The sequence below is a fragment of the Thiogranum sp. genome (assembly GCF_058323355.1).
On record NZ_JBTTIO010000004.1, the window covers coordinates 1 to 18622 of the forward strand.

22 protein-coding genes, 1 pseudogene and 1 other annotated feature are annotated in these 18622 nt (G+C 57.1%); of the genes and pseudogenes, 13 read left to right on the forward strand and 10 right to left on the reverse strand.

Going from position 1 to position 18622, the window contains the following annotated elements:
* From ACW81B_RS00795 to flgA, 9 genes and pseudogenes are all read right to left on the reverse strand, one after another.
* Positions 1-528: pseudogene (locus tag ACW81B_RS00795) on the reverse strand (IS3 family transposase); the annotation flags it as partial.
* Positions 424-540, reverse strand: a sequence feature (AL1L pseudoknot). It overlaps the preceding pseudogene by 105 nt.
* A 287-nt stretch (positions 541-827) precedes the next feature.
* Positions 828-2129, reverse strand: a complete 1302-nt coding sequence (locus tag ACW81B_RS00800) for a type II toxin-antitoxin system HipA family toxin (protein WP_491578290.1) — start codon at positions 2127-2129, stop codon at positions 828-830.
* A gap of 2 nt (positions 2130-2131) precedes the next feature.
* Entirely contained in the window at positions 2132-2377 is a 246-nt protein-coding gene (locus ACW81B_RS00805) for a helix-turn-helix domain-containing protein (protein ID WP_491578291.1), read from the reverse strand.
* 122 nt (positions 2378-2499) lie between these two features.
* A complete protein-coding gene (locus ACW81B_RS00810) occupies positions 2500-2982 on the reverse strand; it encodes a hypothetical protein (protein WP_491578292.1) in 483 nt (160 codons plus the stop codon).
* A gap of 86 nt (positions 2983-3068) precedes the next feature.
* A complete protein-coding gene (locus ACW81B_RS00815; protein ID WP_491578293.1) occupies positions 3069-3221 on the reverse strand; it encodes a hypothetical protein in 153 nt (50 codons plus the stop codon).
* Positions 3222-3261: 40 nt separating this feature from the next.
* Positions 3262-4005 (reverse strand): flagellar brake protein, encoded by a 744-nt coding sequence (locus ACW81B_RS00820; protein ID WP_491578294.1) that lies wholly within the window; start codon positions 4003-4005, stop codon positions 3262-3264.
* A gap of 72 nt (positions 4006-4077) precedes the next feature.
* A complete protein-coding gene (locus tag ACW81B_RS00825) occupies positions 4078-4563 on the reverse strand; it encodes a flagella synthesis protein FlgN (protein WP_491578295.1) in 486 nt (161 codons plus the stop codon).
* A 4-nt stretch (positions 4564-4567) separates the two neighbouring features.
* Entirely contained in the window at positions 4568-4894 is a 327-nt protein-coding gene (gene flgM / locus ACW81B_RS00830) for a flagellar biosynthesis anti-sigma factor FlgM (protein WP_491578296.1), read from the reverse strand.
* 91 nt (positions 4895-4985) lie between these two features.
* On the reverse strand, positions 4986-5711 hold the full coding sequence (flgA, locus tag ACW81B_RS00835) for a flagellar basal body P-ring formation chaperone FlgA (protein ID WP_491578297.1): 726 nt from the start codon (positions 5709-5711) through the stop codon (positions 4986-4988).
* 137 nt (positions 5712-5848) lie between these two features.
* Between flgA and ACW81B_RS00840 the strand changes: the two genes are divergently transcribed.
* From ACW81B_RS00840 to flgL, 13 genes are all read left to right on the forward strand, one after another.
* A complete protein-coding gene (locus tag ACW81B_RS00840; protein ID WP_491578298.1) occupies positions 5849-6799 on the forward strand; it encodes a chemotaxis protein CheV in 951 nt (316 codons plus the stop codon).
* 73 nt (positions 6800-6872) lie between these two features.
* Positions 6873-7715 carry a CheR family methyltransferase gene (locus ACW81B_RS00845; protein ID WP_491578299.1) on the forward strand — a complete coding sequence of 281 codons (843 nt, stop codon included), beginning with the start codon at positions 6873-6875 and terminating at the stop codon, positions 7713-7715.
* A gap of 164 nt (positions 7716-7879) precedes the next feature.
* Positions 7880-8275, forward strand: a complete 396-nt coding sequence (flgB, locus tag ACW81B_RS00850; RefSeq protein ID WP_491578300.1) for a flagellar basal body rod protein FlgB — start codon at positions 7880-7882, stop codon at positions 8273-8275.
* 3 nt (positions 8276-8278) lie between these two features.
* On the forward strand, positions 8279-8692 hold the full coding sequence (gene flgC, locus ACW81B_RS00855; RefSeq protein WP_491578301.1) for a flagellar basal body rod protein FlgC: 414 nt from the start codon (positions 8279-8281) through the stop codon (positions 8690-8692).
* Between the two features lie 28 nt (positions 8693-8720).
* Complete coding sequence (locus tag ACW81B_RS00860) at positions 8721-9392, forward strand: flagellar hook assembly protein FlgD (protein ID WP_491578302.1); 672 nt, start codon at positions 8721-8723, stop codon at positions 9390-9392.
* 24 nt (positions 9393-9416) lie between these two features.
* Positions 9417-10628, forward strand: a complete 1212-nt coding sequence (flgE, locus tag ACW81B_RS00865; RefSeq protein ID WP_491578303.1) for a flagellar hook protein FlgE — start codon at positions 9417-9419, stop codon at positions 10626-10628.
* 19 nt (positions 10629-10647) lie between these two features.
* Entirely contained in the window at positions 10648-11388 is a 741-nt protein-coding gene (gene flgF, locus ACW81B_RS00870) for a flagellar basal-body rod protein FlgF (RefSeq protein ID WP_491578304.1), read from the forward strand.
* 27 nt (positions 11389-11415) lie between these two features.
* On the forward strand, positions 11416-12201 hold the full coding sequence (gene flgG, locus ACW81B_RS00875; protein ID WP_491578305.1) for a flagellar basal-body rod protein FlgG: 786 nt from the start codon (positions 11416-11418) through the stop codon (positions 12199-12201).
* 24 nt (positions 12202-12225) lie between these two features.
* On the forward strand, positions 12226-12954 hold the full coding sequence (gene flgH, locus ACW81B_RS00880) for a flagellar basal body L-ring protein FlgH (RefSeq protein WP_491578306.1): 729 nt from the start codon (positions 12226-12228) through the stop codon (positions 12952-12954).
* 12 nt (positions 12955-12966) lie between these two features.
* Positions 12967-14073: a flagellar basal body P-ring protein FlgI gene (locus ACW81B_RS00885; RefSeq protein WP_491578307.1), complete on the forward strand. Its 1107-nt coding sequence runs from the start codon at positions 12967-12969 to the stop codon at positions 14071-14073.
* A gap of 13 nt (positions 14074-14086) precedes the next feature.
* Positions 14087-15061: a flagellar assembly peptidoglycan hydrolase FlgJ gene (gene flgJ / locus ACW81B_RS00890; protein ID WP_491578308.1), complete on the forward strand. Its 975-nt coding sequence runs from the start codon at positions 14087-14089 to the stop codon at positions 15059-15061.
* 53 nt (positions 15062-15114) lie between these two features.
* Entirely contained in the window at positions 15115-17052 is a 1938-nt protein-coding gene (flgK, locus tag ACW81B_RS00895; protein ID WP_491578309.1) for a flagellar hook-associated protein FlgK, read from the forward strand.
* 2 nt (positions 17053-17054) lie between these two features.
* Positions 17055-17957: a flagellar hook-associated protein FlgL gene (flgL, locus tag ACW81B_RS00900; protein WP_491578310.1), complete on the forward strand. Its 903-nt coding sequence runs from the start codon at positions 17055-17057 to the stop codon at positions 17955-17957.
* A 22-nt stretch (positions 17958-17979) separates the two neighbouring features.
* Here flgL and ACW81B_RS00905 read toward each other — a convergent pair.
* Positions 17980-18622, reverse strand: a 643-nt coding sequence (locus ACW81B_RS00905; protein ID WP_491578311.1) for a 4'-phosphopantetheinyl transferase family protein, incomplete at its 5' end; no start/stop codon positions are given.

Consider the following 18622-nt stretch of genomic DNA (forward strand, 5'->3'; position numbering starts at 1 on the left):
CACCCGCCAGCCGACAATGCGCCGGGCGAAAACGTCGATGATGAACGCAACGAAGACCACGCCGGACCAGGTGGCAACAGAGGTAAAATCCGCCACCCACAAACGATTAGGCCGCTCTGCCTGGAACCGGCGCTGCACGAGATCAGCGGGACGTTCCGCAGCATCGTCCGGGACAGTGGTCTTGCAGACCTTGCCCCACACCACGCCACGCAGCCCCTGAGCACGCATCAGGCGTTCCACTGTGCAGCGCGCTACCCTGAACCCTTCCCGGTTCAACTGGCGCCAGACCTTCCGGGCACCGTACACTTGGACGTTCTCCTCCCAGACCCGCCGGACCTCGCCAGACAGCGCCTGATCGCGCCGCTTCCGTGGCGGCAGCCGCTCCGGGTCGGCCTCACGGGCCTTGTGCTCGTAGTAGGTCGACGGGGCGATCGGCCGTACCGCGCAGATCGGCTCGACCCCGTAGCGATCCTTGTGATCGTCGATGTAGGCGATCATCTCTTCAGTTTGCGGTCGAGCTCCGCCTGGGAGGATCCCGCCTTGCAGCCGGATGATGTGCTGTGGCGGCACTATTCGAAGCGGACGCCCCGTGTGGCCCGGGACGCGCTTGTCGAGCTATTGAGGCGGTCCTTGCCTCGCGAGCTTCAGGCGCGCGGGGATGGCGCGAGCTGGGCGGAGGCCTTCGGGTTTTTCGATGCGACGGAAGGCTTTCTGGTCTGGGCGGACAAGCAGCTGAAGCAGCCGTTGCGGTGCCTGGAGACGCCAAGGTGCCATTGACGCGGTGAGGGGGGCCGGAGTCCTCCTCCTTCCGAGGGCGGGGGTTCCGGTCAACCGTGTCGTTCGATCATGGTCGCGCGTGAGCGTAAACCATCCAGTATCGGGCCGGAGGTTGTTTCCGGCATGTCAGTTTTGGCGGCCCTTGTGGCCGCTTCGGTGATGGCATCGTCTATCCGCGCGATCAGTGCCGAATAGATACTGTCCATGTCCTGCTCGCGTAGCCCGGCTTTCCGGCCGGTCTGGTAAAAATGCCGGATCTGGATTTGCTGCAGACGATAATGGTTTTTGTTTCCCAGGGCCATTGCCAGCTTGACTTTCTGCGCCGGGAATTCCGGGTAAGGTGCTGCGGACATCACGTCATAGAGTGGCGTCAGCTGGTAACCGCCCGGTGTCAGAAAGATGGAGAAGTTCTTGGCATGGCCATCGATGGCCGCCAGCAGCCAGAAGACGATCTGCGCCTTCATGAAAGCCATGCGGTCTTCATACGGGGCAATTGCGCCATTGAGGATCTCCAGGACGTCAGTGATGCCCGGCCCGCCATCGCTCTGGTATTTCCGCAGGGGGGGAACGCCCAGTGCCTGACAGAGATCCTCCTGTGGCAGCCGGTACAACACGCCCTCCCGCCAGGTCCGGTCGAAGCGTTCCACGATGATGACGGGCTTGCCGTCAAAGAAGCGTACTTCGGCGTTGGCGGTTTCAAGACCGAGGGCACGGCACAGCATGAGGCAGAGCCATTCATTCCAGGGCGTGTCAGAAAAATCTGCACCGTCCGGGCCTTCCTTCATGGCGGGTTTGAAGATGTGGGAAGTGGGGGTCGGTCCGAGTGGAAGTTGCCACTGCTCATCGGCCTGCAAAAAGGCTGTCTTCTCCTGCACCCCGGCAATCGAGATACGAAAATCATCCTCATCGGCCTGAAGGCCGAGGGGATTGGTGGCGAGCTTTGCCAACCGAGCAGCGATTTCACCATCACTGACCGGGCGGTATTCCATTTTGGCAGGATCGCCTGGATCAAGACCTTCGGGCACAAAACGCAACGCGCCCACGCAATCCCGTCCGATGACGGCCAGCAGATCAAAGATGCCGGCACTGTCGGCCTGTTCTCGCGCGGCGATCTTTTCGCGGACCGTGCGATCGTCAGGCAGCAAGCCATCGAAGTAGCTGGTTGCCGCTTCCCCGGACCAGATCCGATCGGACAACGGCATGGATAACGAAATGGGAAAGGCACGAGCAGACGACAGCCAATCGGAATCATAACGAAACGACGTCGCCCCGCCTGGCGCACGTGCATACTGTCCGACCCGGCTCGAGCCCACATACACATCCAGCACACGTCCTTGGCGTTTACGTCCCACGATCAATACTCCGTGGGGTCGAAACCAGTTTTGCGGCGCGGGATGATAGACAGATCCAGATCCAGCGCGGCCAGCACCCGCATGACCGTATCGAGCTTTGCTGTCGTTGCGCCATTTTCGAGGTCGGAGACCAGAGCCTGGCGGACGGACGCCATCCGGGCCACATCGACCTGCCGCAGGTTCTGACGCTTGCGTGCCAGGCGTATCGCCGCCCCGAGATCCTGGTTACTGCGGATAACCTTGCCCATTTTCTCCATTATCCGATATATCGTATATCTCTGGTATATACGCGATAACGGATAAAGTCAAGCAATACGCTGGACCGGATATTTTGACTTGGCTGCAATCAGAGGCGGACCAATGGGGACGTTCAGGTTCTGCGCAGCAGGAAGATGGGGAGTCCGCCGGCGCCGATGATGCCGGCGAAGACGAGATTCGGGATGAGCAAATAGAATAGCCGGTGATGAGGGGGGGCACGAGGTCTGGCCAGAATGCTATCAAAAGGGATTGGCTCCCCGAAATAAAGCGGTGCCGTGCTCCGGTAGGAAAGCGTGAATTGTTTCCTGGTTTCTGGATGCCTGGCGCCCAAAAAAGAGGGGCCCCGGGGAGGGCGCCTCAAAAGCCTCCTGGGCGGAGGCAGGTTGGGATTTAGTTCAAGATTCTTTGCACAGCTTGGTTTCGTATCCTGGAGGCGGATGAAGAAGCGGCGGTCGGCGAACAGGTCTTCGATGGTTTGCTCGACCACGAAGTCCGCTTCCGGGGTATCGGGCCAGGGGCGCAGTTGCGGCTGGATTTCGACGGGCGGGGCCTTGTCGTCGCAGTACTTGAAGTGCCGGATCTGGTGGTCGCGCACGCGTATGGTTGCATACACGGGGCACTTGCCGCGGCCCCACACGACGGCGCCGACGTTGGCGCACCTCTATGACAACATGCCATCGATCACGGTCTGGTTCTAAACGAGTTGTTACTGGAGAAGATCCAGGTGCGGGTGATGTAGAGAATGTCGTTGTCCTTGCGGATGCTCTCCGGGAAGGGCGCGAATGGCGCGGTGAGTGTACGGCGCTCGACGGCTACGATGTGATGTATCTGCAACCGCATGAACACCGAAAGTTATTACGCAGTGCCGACCCGCTCAGGTCGGGTTATGGCGCCGTCGCTTGCGTTGCTGTTCGGCGAGAAAATGCGAAATGATGCGTTCCTGGTTCCTGTCCAAGCTGACGAAGCGTCCACCGATTCTGAGCGAGTGGTGTATCTCGTCGACACGGGCAAAGCGGACTTCGATATTTGCCTTGAAAGGCGGTGACTGCGGGAGAGAGATCGAGACTTCAGTCAGGATCTGCCCCCGACTCGGGACGCTGCGGGTGTGGATGAATGCACCGACACCGCCGGTTGACAGGTCAAAGGCTTCTCCTGCCGCACAACTGCCTTCAAGGCGTGGCACGGAAACGGGTACGAACAGCCCGGTATTGAGGCGCAGACGGAAGTGTTCACGACGTTGAATGCGGATGATCCGGTTCGGAATACTGATTTTGTAGAGCGCAATACCACCATCACTACTGGCTTTGATCAGCTGGCAGGGTATGTGTACTTCCATTCCCTGCAGCCGGCAATGAATAATCGCCTTGCGCTTGTTGAGGAAGGCCTTGTGGGTTGCCGGCAGGTTGAGTTCATCAAGGTAATAACAATCCCTGTCTTCCCTGATACCCAGTATTGCGCTGCTGGCTGTGGCGTCGCAGCCGGGCACGCGCACACTAAGCAGTTCATGTTCTGCCTTGAGTTGGTGAAGGGTAGCGACGATCTTGCTGCGGCTGGTGACGTTTTCCTCACCATTGCGGCGTGCTTCCCCCCTGCCTGCGGGTTTTAGTGTAGCGAACATTTAATTATGCGTGGCCATTACCCTTATCAGGGATATGATCGGCCCGGGCTGGAGGGGCTTTAGGTGTAAAAATCAGACTTTGCCAAGCTCGCGCTGGCCGAGAGTGGCCCGTGCTTCGCCATCCTGTGCATAGACGGAAGGGGTGCCGGTCTGGCCGCGCAGAATGCACAATGCCTGTTCAACGTGCTGGCGTCCTGATTCCAGGATGCTGCCGTTGCTCAGGTTACTGGCCCGGCAGGATCGGGTGTTTTCAAGAATTTGCTGCCAGAGCTGATGAAGTCGTTTGGAACAGGGCAGGGTTTTGAAGCAGCGTGGCAGGTTTTCCGGGGTATTTTCAAACCCCAGGGATTCGACGAGGGCCGCACGGCGGCTTTCGAGCTGTTCGAGTTGCTGGCTGCAGTCGAGTTTTCTGCGGGTGGTCGTATGCAGGGTGTCCACGTCGCGCTCGATCAGTGCAGCGCGTTCGGATTCAAGGCAATCAAGGAGTTGCCGGGTGCATTCGACTTCCTGTGTCAATATGGTTTCCAGCGGATGTGGATTCCCTTCACTGTGCATCATGCGACTACCTCATATCGGTGATCGCCTGTTCAAGGCTGATCATTTTTTCCGCGATGCGCTGCGGGTTGATGGTGAACGTACCGTCTTCAACGGCCGTGCGGACCGCGTCGACGCGCTGTGTATCGACGACCGGCTCGCTGGCAATCCGGGCCTCAAGCGCTTGCAGCTGCCGGGCTTCTCCCGTCAGGTTGACGCTGTCTGCCGCCGGGTTTGCGCGGCCGGCGTTTCCGGGGGTTGAGCCGGATTTGCCGTTGTGCTGGTTTTCAACCGGTTTACCCTGCCCGCTACTGGAGCTGATCAGCGTTGCTACTCGGTTGTTTTCTATTTCCATTTCAGGATCCTCACGATAGGTTTCACAACTGTTACAGACCCAATATCGCCCGTTGCTTCAATAACTTTAGGCGCTTTTTGCCGGGCTGTCACTAAAGCGTCACTTTTACGACGCCCTGTGAAACAACGATACCATCGAGGACCCGCCGGGAGCCAGCGGCTTCAATACGGACGACATCACCGGAGCGGCCATCGTTGAGGGCCTTGCCGCTGCTGCGGATGCTCAGGTTGCCGGATTCGGCAATAATAATGACCTGTTCACCGCGGCGGATCAGCTTTGGCGCTTCTACCATCTGCGGTGTGATGACATCCGCCGTGGAGACCATGCGTTTAACCGTCATGCCGGTGACGGCATCGGCTTCGGTGTAGTAGCCGTAGTTGAGGTTGGCGAGGTTGCGCTCAACAAATTCAAGGTCAGATGCCTTTACCCTGGAACCCCGCATAAGTGGCTGACGTGCAACCAGTACCGGTGCGAATACGTCAATATGAGCGGATATATAGATACTCCAGCCACCATCATCGGGGCAGCGCACGCCGACGGTCGTGTTGCCAACGCTGCGGCTGCCGGGCGGCGTGTAGCTTTCCAGCGCTGAATGGCAGGCCTTCAGGCGCAGCCGCGGATCCAGGCGCCCGAGGCGGACTTCCGTGCGTGAGTTGTGCTGTTCACGCACCATGGCGTGCAAATAACTTTCTGCGCTGGCGCGTATGGCGGCACGGTCTTGCCACTGGGTTGCCGCCTGTCCGGCGCGGATAACCGGGCTGTGCAGGGCGGTAATCGCCAGTAGCATGATAATCCTGATGAAATCTGATGGCTTCATGGTGTTCCCCGTTTCCTGATCGAGCATTACCCCGGGAGAAAGCAATTCGTGTGCCACACCGGATTAGAGTCAAGCTTCGTCATCCATCGCCGATAGCCCGTTCAAGAATATGCCACTGATACAAGGGAGTGAACGCCATGAGCGGTGTTTTGGCCAATGTTGATCTGCGTACCCAGCTTGCCGGGCATAACCGGCTGGAACTGCTGTTGTTCCGTCTTGCGGGCAGGCAGTTATTTGGAATCAATGTGTTCAAGGTTCAGGAAGTTATCCAGTGTCCACCGCTGACCAGTATTCCTGATGCGCACCCGGTGGTCCGCGGAATTGCCAATATGCGCGGCCGTACCATCACGGTGATGGATCTTGACCGGGCTATCGGCGGACCGGGTGTAGAGAACCCGGCCGACAATTTTGTCGTGGTGACCGAGTACAACCAGTATATACAGGGTTTTCTGGTTGGCGGTGTGGATCGCATTGTGAACATGAACTGGTCAGAAATCCTGCCACCGCCCAGGGGTATCGGAAATGACAACTACCTGACTGCCGTAAGCAGGGTAGAGGGTGAACTGGTTGAGATCATCGATGTCGAGAAAGTGCTGGCGGAAGTCATCGGCTGGAACGAGGAAGTCTCACAGGAATTTATCGAGGAAGCCGGAGAACAGGGCGATGAGCGTAAGCCGATTGTACTGGTTGCCGACGATTCTTCGGTGGCACGTAACCAGATCAAGCGGACACTCGAAAAGCTCGGTATTGAATGCGTGCTGGCGCACGATGGCAAACTGGCGCTGGAACAGCTCCGGCGCTGGGTCGAGAGTGACGCTGATATACCCCTGCATGACCGGTTGTTTATGGTGATTTCAGACATCGAAATGCCGGAGATGGACGGTTATACTTTTACCACCGAGGTGCGCAAGGACCCGCGGCTTGAAAACCTCCATATCCTGTTGCATACCTCCCTGAGCGGGGTGTTCAACAACGCCATGGTGGAGAAGGTCGGTGCCAATGATTTTATTGCCAAGTTCCAGCCGGACGTGCTTGCCAGGACAGTGCTTGCCCGGCTCAAGGCGTGGCAGGAAGAAAGGGCCGGCTAGAACGGATCGATAAACAAGGACGCGGACATGTAAACAGGTGTGTCCGGGTAGTGCCAGAACAGGGATATTACGTTTGCCGCTGTCGAGTATCAGCCCCGATGAGTATGAAGACTTCCGCCGCTTCCTTGAGGACGCGTGCGGTATTCTGCTGGGTGAAAACAAGCATTACCTGGTGCAGAGCCGTCTGGGGAAACTGGTTCGGGAGCACGCCGCGGGCGGCCTCGGTGAGCTGGTCAGGAAGTTACGTGCCGAGCGCCAGGGCGGCGTACTGCGTGAACGTGTCATCGAAGCCATGACCACCAACGAGACCTTCTGGTTTCGTGATAAACATCCTTTCATGATTCTGGAGGAAACCATTCTTCCAGCCTTGTCTGAACGTCGTTCGAGGAATGTGCGTATCTGGTCTGCCGCCTGTTCTACGGGACAGGAACCCTATTCGATCAGTATGGTGGTTCAGCAGTACCTGTCGCGCAATCCCGGGGCGCTCACGGATGTTCAGATTATTGCAACAGATATATCTGCCCCGGTTCTGGAAGAAGCCAGGGCGGCTTACTACGACACTATGCAGCTTGCCCGTGGGCTGGATAACGATATGAAACAGCGTTATTTCGAGCGCGATACCTCACACTGGGAAGAGCGCTGGCAGGTTCGCCGGGAGATTCGTCAGCGTGTGCGGTTTACGCTGGCAAACCTGCAGGGCAGTTACAATGCGCTGGGCAAGTTCGATATTATCTTCTGCCGGAATGTTCTGATCTATTTTTCCGGTGAGTCCAAGAAGGACATCCTGTCGCGCATGGCCGACGCATTAAATGCCGGAGGCTATCTGTTTCTCGGCGCTTCTGAATCCATTTCACAGTATTCCGATGCCTTTGAAATGGTACGTTGCCCGCGTGGCACGGTGTACCGGAAGAAATAGCCACCGCCCCTGCAGGGCCTTGCCGCCCGGCGGTCAGTGATTGCCGCCGGCAATCGTTCGCGAGCGGCAAATATCGCGCAAGTCATTGATTCCCTGTTGTAAGGCGTATCTGGCACAGCTGTTGCTGTAGTACCTGCAAACGAGATATTGCAGGAACAGCAAGAATGCCAAACTTTATCGACAAAGCGATCGGGAATCTGCCGCAACACCTTTCGGTGTATGGCAAGCGTTCCAGTCTGCTGGCATCCAATATCGCAAATGCCAATACCCCCGGTTACAAGGCCCGCGACATAGATTTCAGGGCCGCCCTGGCGAACGCCAGTGGCGGGCAGATTGCGCTGAGAACCACGCGCGGCAATCATATTTCCGCTGCCGGCTCCGGTATGTCCGGTCCTGAAATTCTTTACCGCACACCGCTGCAGCCCTCGCTTGACGGTAACACTGTCGATTCCCAGCAGGAAAAAGCCAGGTTCACCGAGAACGCTATTCGTTACCAGTCGACCCTGACGTTTCTGGGTGGAAAATTCAAAGGCCTGAAAGCGGCCATCAAGGGAGAGTGATAAATGTCCCTGTTTAATATTTTCAATATTTCCGGGTCGGCCATGAGTGCCGAGTCGCTGCGTTTGAATACAACGGCCAGTAACCTGGCAAACGCCCAGAGCATTGGCAGCAGTGAGGCCACCACCTACCGGGCCAGGAGCCCGGTGTTTGCGGCAATGATGAAGTCACTACAGGGCGACGACGTCAGTTTCGGTGTTGAGGTGAAAGGGGTCGTTTCCAGTAATGCGCCACTGGAAACGCGTTACCAGCCCGACCACCCCATGGCAAACGAGGACGGCTATGTGTTCCTGCCCAACGTCAATGTTGTCGATGAAATGGCCAATATGATTTCCGCTTCGCGCGCCTACCAGAGCAATGTCGAGGTTTTGAACACATCCAAGCAGCTGATGATGGCAACACTGCGGCTTGGCCAGTAACTGAACAGACAGCACACAGGGCAATCCGATGATTGATTCACAGAATGGTATACAGGGCATCGAGTTCAGGTCTGTGCAGGACCTGAACAAGGAAAGCTCCCGCAAGGAACTGGGACAGGAACAATTCCTGGAACTGATGACGACACAGCTGCAAAACCAGGATCCGTTCAAGCCAATGGAGAGCGGTGACTTTCTTGCACAGATCGCCCAGTTCTCCACGGTTGAAGGGATTGGCAACCTGAATAAAGGATTTGAGGAACTCAGCGCTTCGCTGGTTTCCAACCAGGCATTGCAGGCATCCAGTCTGATTGGCCGTTCTGTTCTGGCACCGACCGGGGTTGCCTCACTGGAACAGGGCGGCAGCATTCGCGGTAGTGCGCAGATTCCTGCTGCCAGTAGTGATGTCACCGTGAGCATCTATGACCAGGGTGGTCAGTTGATACGCCGGATTGACCTGGGCTCCCAGGCAGCCGGTGATGTCGAGTTCCAGTGGGACGGCCTGAAGGATGATGGCCAGTTCGCTGCGCCGGGAAATTATTTCGTGACCGCCGAGGCCAGTGTCGATGGCCGTAACGAGGCAGTCGACACGCTACTGGCCTCGGAAGTCAGGAGTGTCACTTTAAGCAACAGCGGTGGGTTGTTGCTGGATCTTAATGGTATCGGGTCTCTGGACTTCAAGGAAGTCCGGCAGATTCTTTAACCGATTGGCTGAAGGAGATACATCATGCCGTTTCGTACAGCACTTAGTGGTCTAAACGCAGCATCCTCGGAACTGAGGATTATTGGTAACAACGTGGCGAACGCCGGTACCACGGGCTTCAAGCAGTCACGTGCCGAGTTCTCGGATATTTTTGCAACCTCGAACCTGGGTGTGGCTTCCAACGCCATCGGTACCGGTGTCAGGGTGTCCTCGGTTTCGCAGCAGTTCACCCAGGGCAACATCGGGTTTACCAGTAATAACCTGGATCTGGCCATCAGCGGCTCGGGCTTCCTGATCATGAATGACAACGGCATCAACAACTATACCCGCGCCGGTGCGCTGGGTGTGGATCGTGACGGTTATGTGGTTAACAACCAGCAGCAGCAACTGACGATCTTCCAGGCCGACAGCAGCGGAAATATTACCGGCGCCACGGGTCCCTTGCAGCTGGATCGTTCAGATATCGCCCCGGCGGCGACGACGACGATCGATGTGCAGGCTAATCTGGATGCCTCGGCTACTGCGCCCACAGCGGCGTTTGATCCGACCGATGCCAATTCCTATAACAATTCAACCTCGCTGACTATTTTCGACAGCCTGGGCTCTCCGCACCTCAATACCATGTATTTCCGCAAGACAGGGGACAACGCCTGGGATGTGTACCAGTATGTCGACGGGACACAGGTCAATCCGAGTGCGCCAGGGGGTGAGCCGATTACCTTCGACGATACCGGCGCCATAACCGGTGGTTCCCCGATCTTCATGAGTTTTACACCGACTGGCGGTGCAGCGGCAATGAATGTATCGGTCGATTTCAACAACACTTCACAGTATGGCAGTCCCTTCAGTGTCAACGCACTGGTGCAGGATGGATTCGCAACCGGGCGTCTGAGTGGTATCGATATCAGTGACACCGGCATCATTACTTCGCGTTTCACCAACGGCCAGTCCCGCACACTGGGACAGATTGCCATCGCCACATTCAACAACCCGCAGGGGTTGCGTCAGCTGGGAGATACCAGCTGGGCCGAGACCTTTGATTCAGGTGCACCGCTGGTTGGTGGCCCGGGTACAGGCTCAGCCGGGCTGATCCAGTCCGGCGCACTGGAAGGTTCCAATGTGGATCTTACCGAGGAACTGGTCAACATGATTACCGCGCAGCGTAACTTCCAGGCCAATGCCCAGGTGATTACCACGGCGGATACCATCACCCAGACCATCATCAATATCCGTTAATAGCGGACGGGAGTAGCACATGGATCGCGTCGTTTTTGTTGCCGCCAGTGGCGCAAAGCAGTTGCTGGGCCGACAGACAGTCAGCAGCAACAACCTGGCAAACGCCAATACGGTCGGCTTTCAGGCTGATATGACGGCTTTTCGTACCCGCATGGTACAGGGCAACGGTTATAGCACCCGTGCCTTTGCCATTGATCAGAGTGTGGGGGTCAGTGGCGCGAAGGGTACAACCCAGACCACCGGGCGCACCCTCGACGTGGCGGTCAATGGCAATGGCTGGATTGCGGTGCAGGCACCGGATGGCAGCGAGGCCTATACGCGTGGCGGAAGCCTTAATGTCACTCTCAATGGTCAGCTGGTGACTGCGGCCGGCTACCCGGTTCTGGGAACCTCCGGCCCGGTGCTTATTCCTGAATACCAGGATCTTCAAATCGGCAGTGACGGAACCATTACGGTACTTCCTATCGGGCAGCAGCCGTCCGCACTGGCCGAGGTGGGGCGTATCAAAATGGTATCGCCGCCGCATGCGGAACTGGCGAAGGGCGAAGATGGCCTGCTGCGTATGCGTGACGGCACTACACCGCCACCCAGCACAGAAGTCTCCCTGATCAGTGGGTCACTTGAAAACAGCAATGTGAACAGTGTGGAAGCCATGACGGACATGATCAGTATGGCCAGGCAATACGAAATGACCGTGAAGATCATGGCGACGGCCAGGGAAATGGACGAGAAGGCAACCCAGCTACTGAGCCTGGGTTAGCCATAAACGGATTAAAGGGGTACTCGCATGAACAAGGCATTATGGGTCGCAAAAACCGGACTGGAAGCACAGCAGACACGCATGAGCGTGATCTCCAATAACCTCGCCAATGTTAACACCACCGGTTTCAAACGCGACCGGGCGATGTTCGAGGATATGTTATATCAGAATATCCGCCAGGTCGGCGCCCTGTCATCGCAGAACAGCCGCTTGCCAACGGGCCTGCAGCTGGGAACCGGTGTGCGCACTGTCTCGACCGAGAAGATTCATACGCTGGGTAATATCGTCCAGACCAGTAACAGTCTCGATGTGGCGATCCAGGGACGGGGTTTTTTCCAGATTCTTCAGCCAGACGGCAACATTGCCTACAGTCGGGACGGGGCTTTCAAACTGGACCAGACCGGTCAGCTGGTTAATTCAAGCGGTCTCGTCCTGCAGCCGGCGATCACCATTCCGAGTGATGCGACAAGTGTCACGATCGGTTCCGACGGTGTGGTGTCAGCACTGACACCGGGCAGTGCGGCGCCCACCCAGCTTGGCAGTATTCAGCTGGCGGACTTCATCAACCCGACCGGTCTGCAGGCTGTGGGCGGTAACCTGTTCCTTGAAACAGCATCCAGCGGATCACCGACGACCGGTACACCGGGCCTGAACGGTATCGGTTCCGTGGTGCAGGGCGCGCTGGAAACCTCCAATGTCAACGTGGTGGAGGAACTGGTGAACATGATCGAAACACAGCGCGCTTATGAAATGAATTCCAAGGCAATCCAGGCCACTGACAGCATGCTGCAGTATGTGACAAATAACCTTTAGGGCATGACGGGCAGGTAAGCTGATATGAACTCATTTTCGGAAAATCGGGTAAAACAGTTGCTGGCACTGGTGCCATTGCTGGCCCTGTTGTTGCTGGGTGGTTGTGCAACCACACCGCCTCCACAGGAGAGTTACCGTCCAACCCTGCCACGGGCCTACATCAGTGAAGAGAGTACAGACGGTTCGATTTACCAGTCGGCGCGTGATGTGCGACTGTTCGAGGACGTGAAGGCGCGCCGAGTGGGTGACATCATTACCGTAGTGTTGCAGGAGAGTACCTCGGCGTCCAAATCCGCGACGGCATCAACGGACAAGACCCAGGAAACGACGATTGCCAGCCCGACGATTTTCGGTGCAACCCCCACCTTTAATGTGCCGGGCCTGATCCCGCTGGACAGTAACCGTAACAATACACTGGCGGCGAACCTGAATTCTGCCAATGCTTTTGAAGGTACGGGTGATGCCACCCAGAGTAACAGTCTGTCAGGAAACATTACGGTCACTATTGCTGACGTCCTGCCGAATGGCAACCTTGTGATCCGTGGCGAAAAATGGCTGACACTGAACAAGGGTGAAGAGTTTATCCAGATTTCCGGCATTGTACGTCCGCAGGACATCAGCACCCTGAACACCGTGCTTTCAACCCAGATCGGGGATGCACGCATTACCTACAGCGGCAAGGGCTTCCTTGCCGATGCCAATGAAATGGGCTGGCTGGCGAAGTTTTTCAACAGCCCGATCTGGCCTTTCTGACCGGGACGGTAAATGAATATGCGCAGAATGATGTTTGTTGTTTTTCTTGTCCTGCTGACGGGCAGTGCGTTCGCGGAACGTATCAAGGATCTTACCCACATTGCCGGTGTACGCGACAACCAGCTGGTCGGTTACGGGCTGGTTGTCGGACTGGATGGCAGCGGTGACCAGACCAGCCAGACACCCTTTACCATACAAAGTCTGAATAACATGCTCCAGCAGTTTGGTATTACTGTGCCAAGGACAGGCACGGCCGCGCAGCTGAAGAATGTTGCCGCCGTTGCCGTGCACGCTACCTTGCCGGCCTTTGCCAAGGTGGGGCAGAGGATCGATGTCACCGTTTCTTCGATTGGTAATGCCAAAAGCCTGCGCGGCGGGACCCTGCTGATGATGCCGCTGAAGGGCGCTGACGGACGTGTTTACGCCATGGCGCAGGGTGACCTGCTGGTCAGCGGCCTGAATGCATCAGGCAGTGATGGCTCCAGTGTGACGGTCAATATTCCCAGCGTCGGCAGTATTCCCAACGGTGCAACCGTTGAACGCATTGTCCGAAACCCGTTCCTGAGCGGCGATTCGATTACATTTAACCTGAACCGTTCCGATTTTACCACGGCCAACCGCCTGGCCAGGGCGATTAATGAAACAGTCGGTTCCGGTATTGCGCGTCCACTTGATGCTGTCTCCATACAGGTCAGCGCACCACGAGATCCCGCGCAACGTGTGGCTTTCGCCTCGATGGTGGAGAATATCATTGTGCAGCCGGGCGACGCAGCGGCGCGAGTCATTATCAACTCACGTACCGGCACGGTGGTCATTGGAGACAGGGTGCGTATTCTTCCTGCGGCCATTTCTCATGGTTCACTGGTGGTAACCATAAGTCAGGCCGTACAGGTCAGTCAGCCCGGTCCCCTGTCAGGTGGAACGACAGCGACGACAGTCAATAGTGATGTGGATGTGACGATGGAAGGTGATCGCATGTTCGTGCTGGATACCGGTATCACCCTGCAGGATGTGGTCGATGCCGTCAACCGTGTTGGCGCCACCCCGGCCGACCTGGTGTCTATCCTGCAAGCGCTGAAGCGTGCCGGCGCACTGCGTGCCGAACTGATCGTGATCTGAGCGGAGTGGTTTCGTGACCCAGGGTATTCTTCAAACCGACGTCTACACCGATTTCCAGGGCATTAACGCCCTGCGTAATCGTGCGCGTACAGATGGAGACAGTGAAGAAACCCTGCGCAAGGTTGCCGAGCAGTTCGAGGCGCTGTTTCTTCAAATGATGCTGAAAAGCATGCGTGACGCCAGTCTCGGTGATGGCATGCTGGATAATGAACATACCAAAACCTATCAGTCCATGTTTGACAAGCAGATCTCCATCGAAATGAGCCAGGGCGAGGGTATCGGCCTGGCGGAAATGATGGTCCGGCAATTGCGCAGCCGGGGAAGCGTGGACGGTGAAGCGGATTCCGCTGCTGGAGCAACAGAGCTCCCCACTGGGTTACAACAGGACTTCTCCAGCCTGGTGAACAGCCGCGCAGCAGCAACAGATGTCGTAAAGTCACCTGAACTTCGTGCGACAGGTGCACTGGCACCGGACTGGACACCTGGATCACCAAAGGACTTTGTGCGTGACCTGTGGCCACACGCAAAACGCGCCGCAGAGGAAATCGGTGCACGGCCTGAAATGCTGATTGCCCAGGCTGCGCTGGAAACCGGCTGGGGACAACGCATGATTCGTAGCGCCGATGGCAGCAACAGTTTTAACCTGTTTGGCATCAAGGCAGACAGCGGCTGGCAGGGCGCGCGGGCCAGCAGTGAAACCATCGAGTTCAGGGACGGGTTGATGCGCAAGGAGCGCGCACAATTTCGTGCCTATGCCTCGCCCGAAGAAAGTTTTTCCGACTACGTGGACTTCCTGAAGCGTAATCCGCGCTACAGCGAGGCGCTGCGCCAGGCTGACGATGCACCGGCGTTTGCCCGTGCCCTGTCAGAGGCAGGTTATGCCACGGACCCGGACTATGCCGGGAAGATCAATCGCATTATGGGCAGTTCGCCCCTGCGCGAGGCGCTCGGCGGTGTCGAAGCCCCGGCAGCCGTGCCACGTAGCTGAATCGGGGTAGATGGAATGAACCGGCGAACAGTGCATTTTCAGGAGACAGCATCATGGCAGTAGGACTGCTCGGTACGGCGGCCTCCGGCCTGCAGGCGTTTCAACGCTCCATTGCGGTCGCCGGCAATAATATCAGCAATGCCAATACAGAAGGCTACAGTCGGCAGCGTGTCGAGCTTGGCACGCGTCCAGCGAACTTTAACGGGCAGGGCTTTATAGGCACCGGGGTGCAGGTTGAAAGTGTCAGCCGCCTGTTCGACCAGTTTACCGTAGACCGGCTTCGGGATACCACCAGCACCAGTGCCCAGTACGATACGCTGTTCCAGTACTCCAGTCGTATCGCCAACCTGCTCGGCGACAGTGATGCAGGTTTGAGTGCAGGCCTCGAAACCTTCTTCAGGTCGGTACAGGACATGGCGGACAACCCGTCGTCCATCCCGACGCGCCAGCTGGTATTGTCGGAAGCCGGCTCACTGGTCGGGCGCATTCAGAATCTCAGTCAACAGCTGGACTCGATGCGCAGTGAGATCAGTGGCGGTCTGGGTACAGTCGTCAATGAAATAAACAGCCTAAGTACGGCAATTGCGGAAACCAACCGCAATATTCTTGATGCAAGGTCACAGGGCGCCGGCCAGACACCGAATGATCTGCTGGACAGGCGCGATACATTGATCAACCAGCTATCGGAGCTGGTGTCGGTCAGGACGTTTGAACAGGACGACGGATCGCTGAATGTGTTTGTTGGCAGTGGACAGTCACTGGTAACGGGTTTTCTTTCCTCTCCCTTACAGGTTACACAAAACGGCTTTGATGCCCGCCGCTCGGAAATCTCGATTGTAAGCGCTGGTGTGCCGGCCGAAATCACCAGCAACCTGACAGGCGGGAAGCTGGGTGCGCTGCTGGATTTTCGTGACCAGACACTGAACACTGCCGAAAATGCGCTGGGGCGTATCGCCGTAACATTTACCACCGAGTTCAATCGCCAGCAGAACCTGGGTATGGATCTCGATGGTGAAATGGGCGTGGATATGTTTTCCGTCAGCCAGCCGGCGGTCGCGGGGCACCTGAACAACACCGGCACGGCCAGTGTGGCGGCGACCTTCGATACCGCCAATATCCAGGACCTGACCACCAACGATTATATTCTTGCCTACGACGGTGCAAGCTGGAATCTTTCACGCGCCAGTGACGGGCAGCCGGTTGCCATGACCGGAGCAGGGACAGTGGCGAGTCCGTTCAATGCCGATGGGCTGGAGTTTGTGGTGTCCGGTGCGCCGGCAGCCGGTGACCGGTTCGAGATCAAGCCGACGCGTGAGGGTTCGCCCAGCCTGAACCTGTTGCTCAGCGACCCGGGCGACATTGCAGCGGCTGCGCCCGTTACCGTCAGTGAAGCAAGCAACGCAAATGGTATGCCAACCAACAGTGGTGATTCCGCATTCCGGCTTCAGACGATTGATGGCACTTTTACACCACTGGTCGCGGGGATCACCTTTACCTACGACGCTGGCACCCAGCAGTTCAACTATGCCGGTGACGCCAGCGGTTCCTTTGCCTATGACCCGGCGGTGGACAGTGGCAGTACATTCACTGTAGCGGGTATCAGTTTTACCGTGACAGGAGCCCCGGCCAATGGCGACAGTTTTGTTGCTGCGGCCAACAGCAATGGTTCAGGCGATAATTTCAATGCACTCCTGCTTGCGGGTTTGCAGGTGTCCAATACCATGGAAAACGGCAACACCAGTTTCCAGGGTGCCTATGGTCAGTTGATCAGTGATCTTGGCGCGCGTACCCGCAGTGCGGAAATTACTTCACAGGCGCAGGCAGCACTGAAAAGCCAGGCACAGGAATCACGCGATGCCTTGTCCGGGGTCAACCTGGATGAAGAAGCGGCCGACCTGATCCGCTTCCAGCAGGCCTACTCCGCGATTGCGCAGGTGATTTCAGTTGCCGACTCCACGTTCCAGACCTTGCTGGCGGCTGTCGGGAGATAATTATGCGTATCGGTACTTTGAACATGTTTCGTCAGGGCGTTGATGCCATGCTCAGGCAACAGACCGAGCTGTTTCGCACCCAGCAGCAGCTTGCTTCGGGTAAGCGCATCAATGCGCCTTCCGATGATCCGGCCGCTGCGGCACAACTTATCGGGCTGTCCGACTCACTTGACCTGACTCGCCAGTACCAGCGAAATATCGATTCGGTACGCGCACGACTGGAACTCGAGGACACTACCCTGGGGTCAGTGGTCGAGGGTTTGCAGCGGGCCCGGGAACTGGTTATCCAGAGCCTGAACGATACCAATAGCCAGCAGGATAGAACAGCTATCGCCCTGGAGATCCGCCAGATTACCGATGAAGTTCTCGGTTATGCCAATCGTATAGACGGTGCAGGAGAATTCCTGTTTGGCGGCTTCCAGGGGCAGTCTGCACCTTTTTCGACAGATGGCTCTGGTACTTTCAGTTACAGCGGTGACCAGGGGCAAAGGCTGATCCAGGTAGGTGCCACCCGGCAGATCGCTGACGGCGATTCAGGTTTCGATGTGTTCATGAAGATCCCGGTAGCAGGCGGTGGCTACGAAGATGTATTCACAACACTGTATAATCTTGCCTCGGATCTTGAGGCTGATGTGCCTGATCCCGCCAGTCTTGGGCAGATCGATAACGCCATGGACAGCATACTCGGTTTTCGCGCCACGGTCGGTGCGCGCCTCAATGCTGTGGACCGGCAGGAAACCAGTAATCTGTCATTGATCGTACAACTTGAGAATACGCGATCCATTATCGAAGATCTGGACTATGCCGAGGCGGCCAGTCGTCTTAACCAGCAGAGTATCACCCTGCAGGCTGCGCAACAGGCCTTTATCAAGGTCCAGAACCTGAACCTGTTTAACTTCCTGTAGTATCTGTCGGCGTCCTGTTGATTCAGTTGTTGAAGTCGAAGGAGTGTCCGCGAACAGTCTTGTTTCCGCCCTTACCGCGGTGCAGGGCAGTGGCGGCAACATGTGTCGTGCCGGGTCGGAAGAGCTGGAAATCCCATTCGCTACCGTGCTCGTCAATGGTGCTGTCAAAGTGCACCCTGGCTGTTTTGCCTTCTACGGTGAAGGTCAGTTGGTGCGTCGGGAAGCTGATGCCGATGCCCCGCGCTTTCACGTAAGCCTCGCGCAGGGTCCAGCGCTCATAGAAATACTCCAGAAATGCTTCTCCTTCACGCTGCATGAGTTGTTCGACTTCGGCAGGAGAAAACATTCGTCTGGCCACCCCCAGTGGATTGTTGCGCTCATGCAGCTGTTCGACATCGATGCCGCAGTCGACATCCAGAGTGACAATACAGGCGGCCAGTCCCGGGGTGTGCGTCAGGTTGAAGCGCAGGCCGGATCTGTTTTCCGTAACGATTTCCGGACGGCCATGGGGACCGCGGATAAAACGCCAGCTGTCTGGAGCCATACTGGAATAGCGCGATAACACGCTACGCACCAGCGCGTGTGAAACCAGGTAAAGATGACGGTCGCTGGCTTTAAGGAATCGACCAAGCTTTTCTCGCTCATATGCGTCCAGCATGGCATGG

Excerpts from the sequence above, each read along its gene's own strand:
- ACW81B_RS00825 (WP_491578295.1), bottom strand. The coding sequence starts at position 4,563 with ATGATGCACAGTGAAGGGAATCCACATCCGCTGGAAACCATATTGACA.
- flgF (WP_491578304.1), top strand. The coding sequence starts at position 10,648 with ATGGATCGCGTCGTTTTTGTTGCCGCCAGTGGCGCAAAGCAGTTGCTG.
- flgH (WP_491578306.1), top strand. The coding sequence starts at position 12,226 with ATGAACTCATTTTCGGAAAATCGGGTAAAACAGTTGCTGGCACTGGTG.
- ACW81B_RS00840 (WP_491578298.1), top strand. The coding sequence starts at position 5,849 with ATGAGCGGTGTTTTGGCCAATGTTGATCTGCGTACCCAGCTTGCCGGG.
- flgG (WP_491578305.1), top strand. The coding sequence starts at position 11,416 with ATGAACAAGGCATTATGGGTCGCAAAAACCGGACTGGAAGCACAGCAG.
- ACW81B_RS00885 (WP_491578307.1), top strand. The coding sequence starts at position 12,967 with ATGAATATGCGCAGAATGATGTTTGTTGTTTTTCTTGTCCTGCTGACG.
- flgB (WP_491578300.1), top strand. The coding sequence starts at position 7,880 with ATGCCAAACTTTATCGACAAAGCGATCGGGAATCTGCCGCAACACCTT.
- ACW81B_RS00860 (WP_491578302.1), top strand. The coding sequence starts at position 8,721 with ATGATTGATTCACAGAATGGTATACAGGGCATCGAGTTCAGGTCTGTG.
- flgK (WP_491578309.1), top strand. The coding sequence starts at position 15,115 with ATGGCAGTAGGACTGCTCGGTACGGCGGCCTCCGGCCTGCAGGCGTTT.
- flgL (WP_491578310.1), top strand. The coding sequence starts at position 17,055 with ATGCGTATCGGTACTTTGAACATGTTTCGTCAGGGCGTTGATGCCATG.
- flgE (WP_491578303.1), top strand. The coding sequence starts at position 9,417 with ATGCCGTTTCGTACAGCACTTAGTGGTCTAAACGCAGCATCCTCGGAA.
- flgM (WP_491578296.1), bottom strand. The coding sequence starts at position 4,894 with ATGGAAATAGAAAACAACCGAGTAGCAACGCTGATCAGCTCCAGTAGC.
- ACW81B_RS00820 (WP_491578294.1), bottom strand. The coding sequence starts at position 4,005 with ATGTTCGCTACACTAAAACCCGCAGGCAGGGGGGAAGCACGCCGCAAT.
- flgA (WP_491578297.1), bottom strand. The coding sequence starts at position 5,711 with ATGAAGCCATCAGATTTCATCAGGATTATCATGCTACTGGCGATTACC.
- flgC (WP_491578301.1), top strand. The coding sequence starts at position 8,279 with ATGTCCCTGTTTAATATTTTCAATATTTCCGGGTCGGCCATGAGTGCC.
- ACW81B_RS00805 (WP_491578291.1), bottom strand. The coding sequence starts at position 2,377 with ATGGGCAAGGTTATCCGCAGTAACCAGGATCTCGGGGCGGCGATACGC.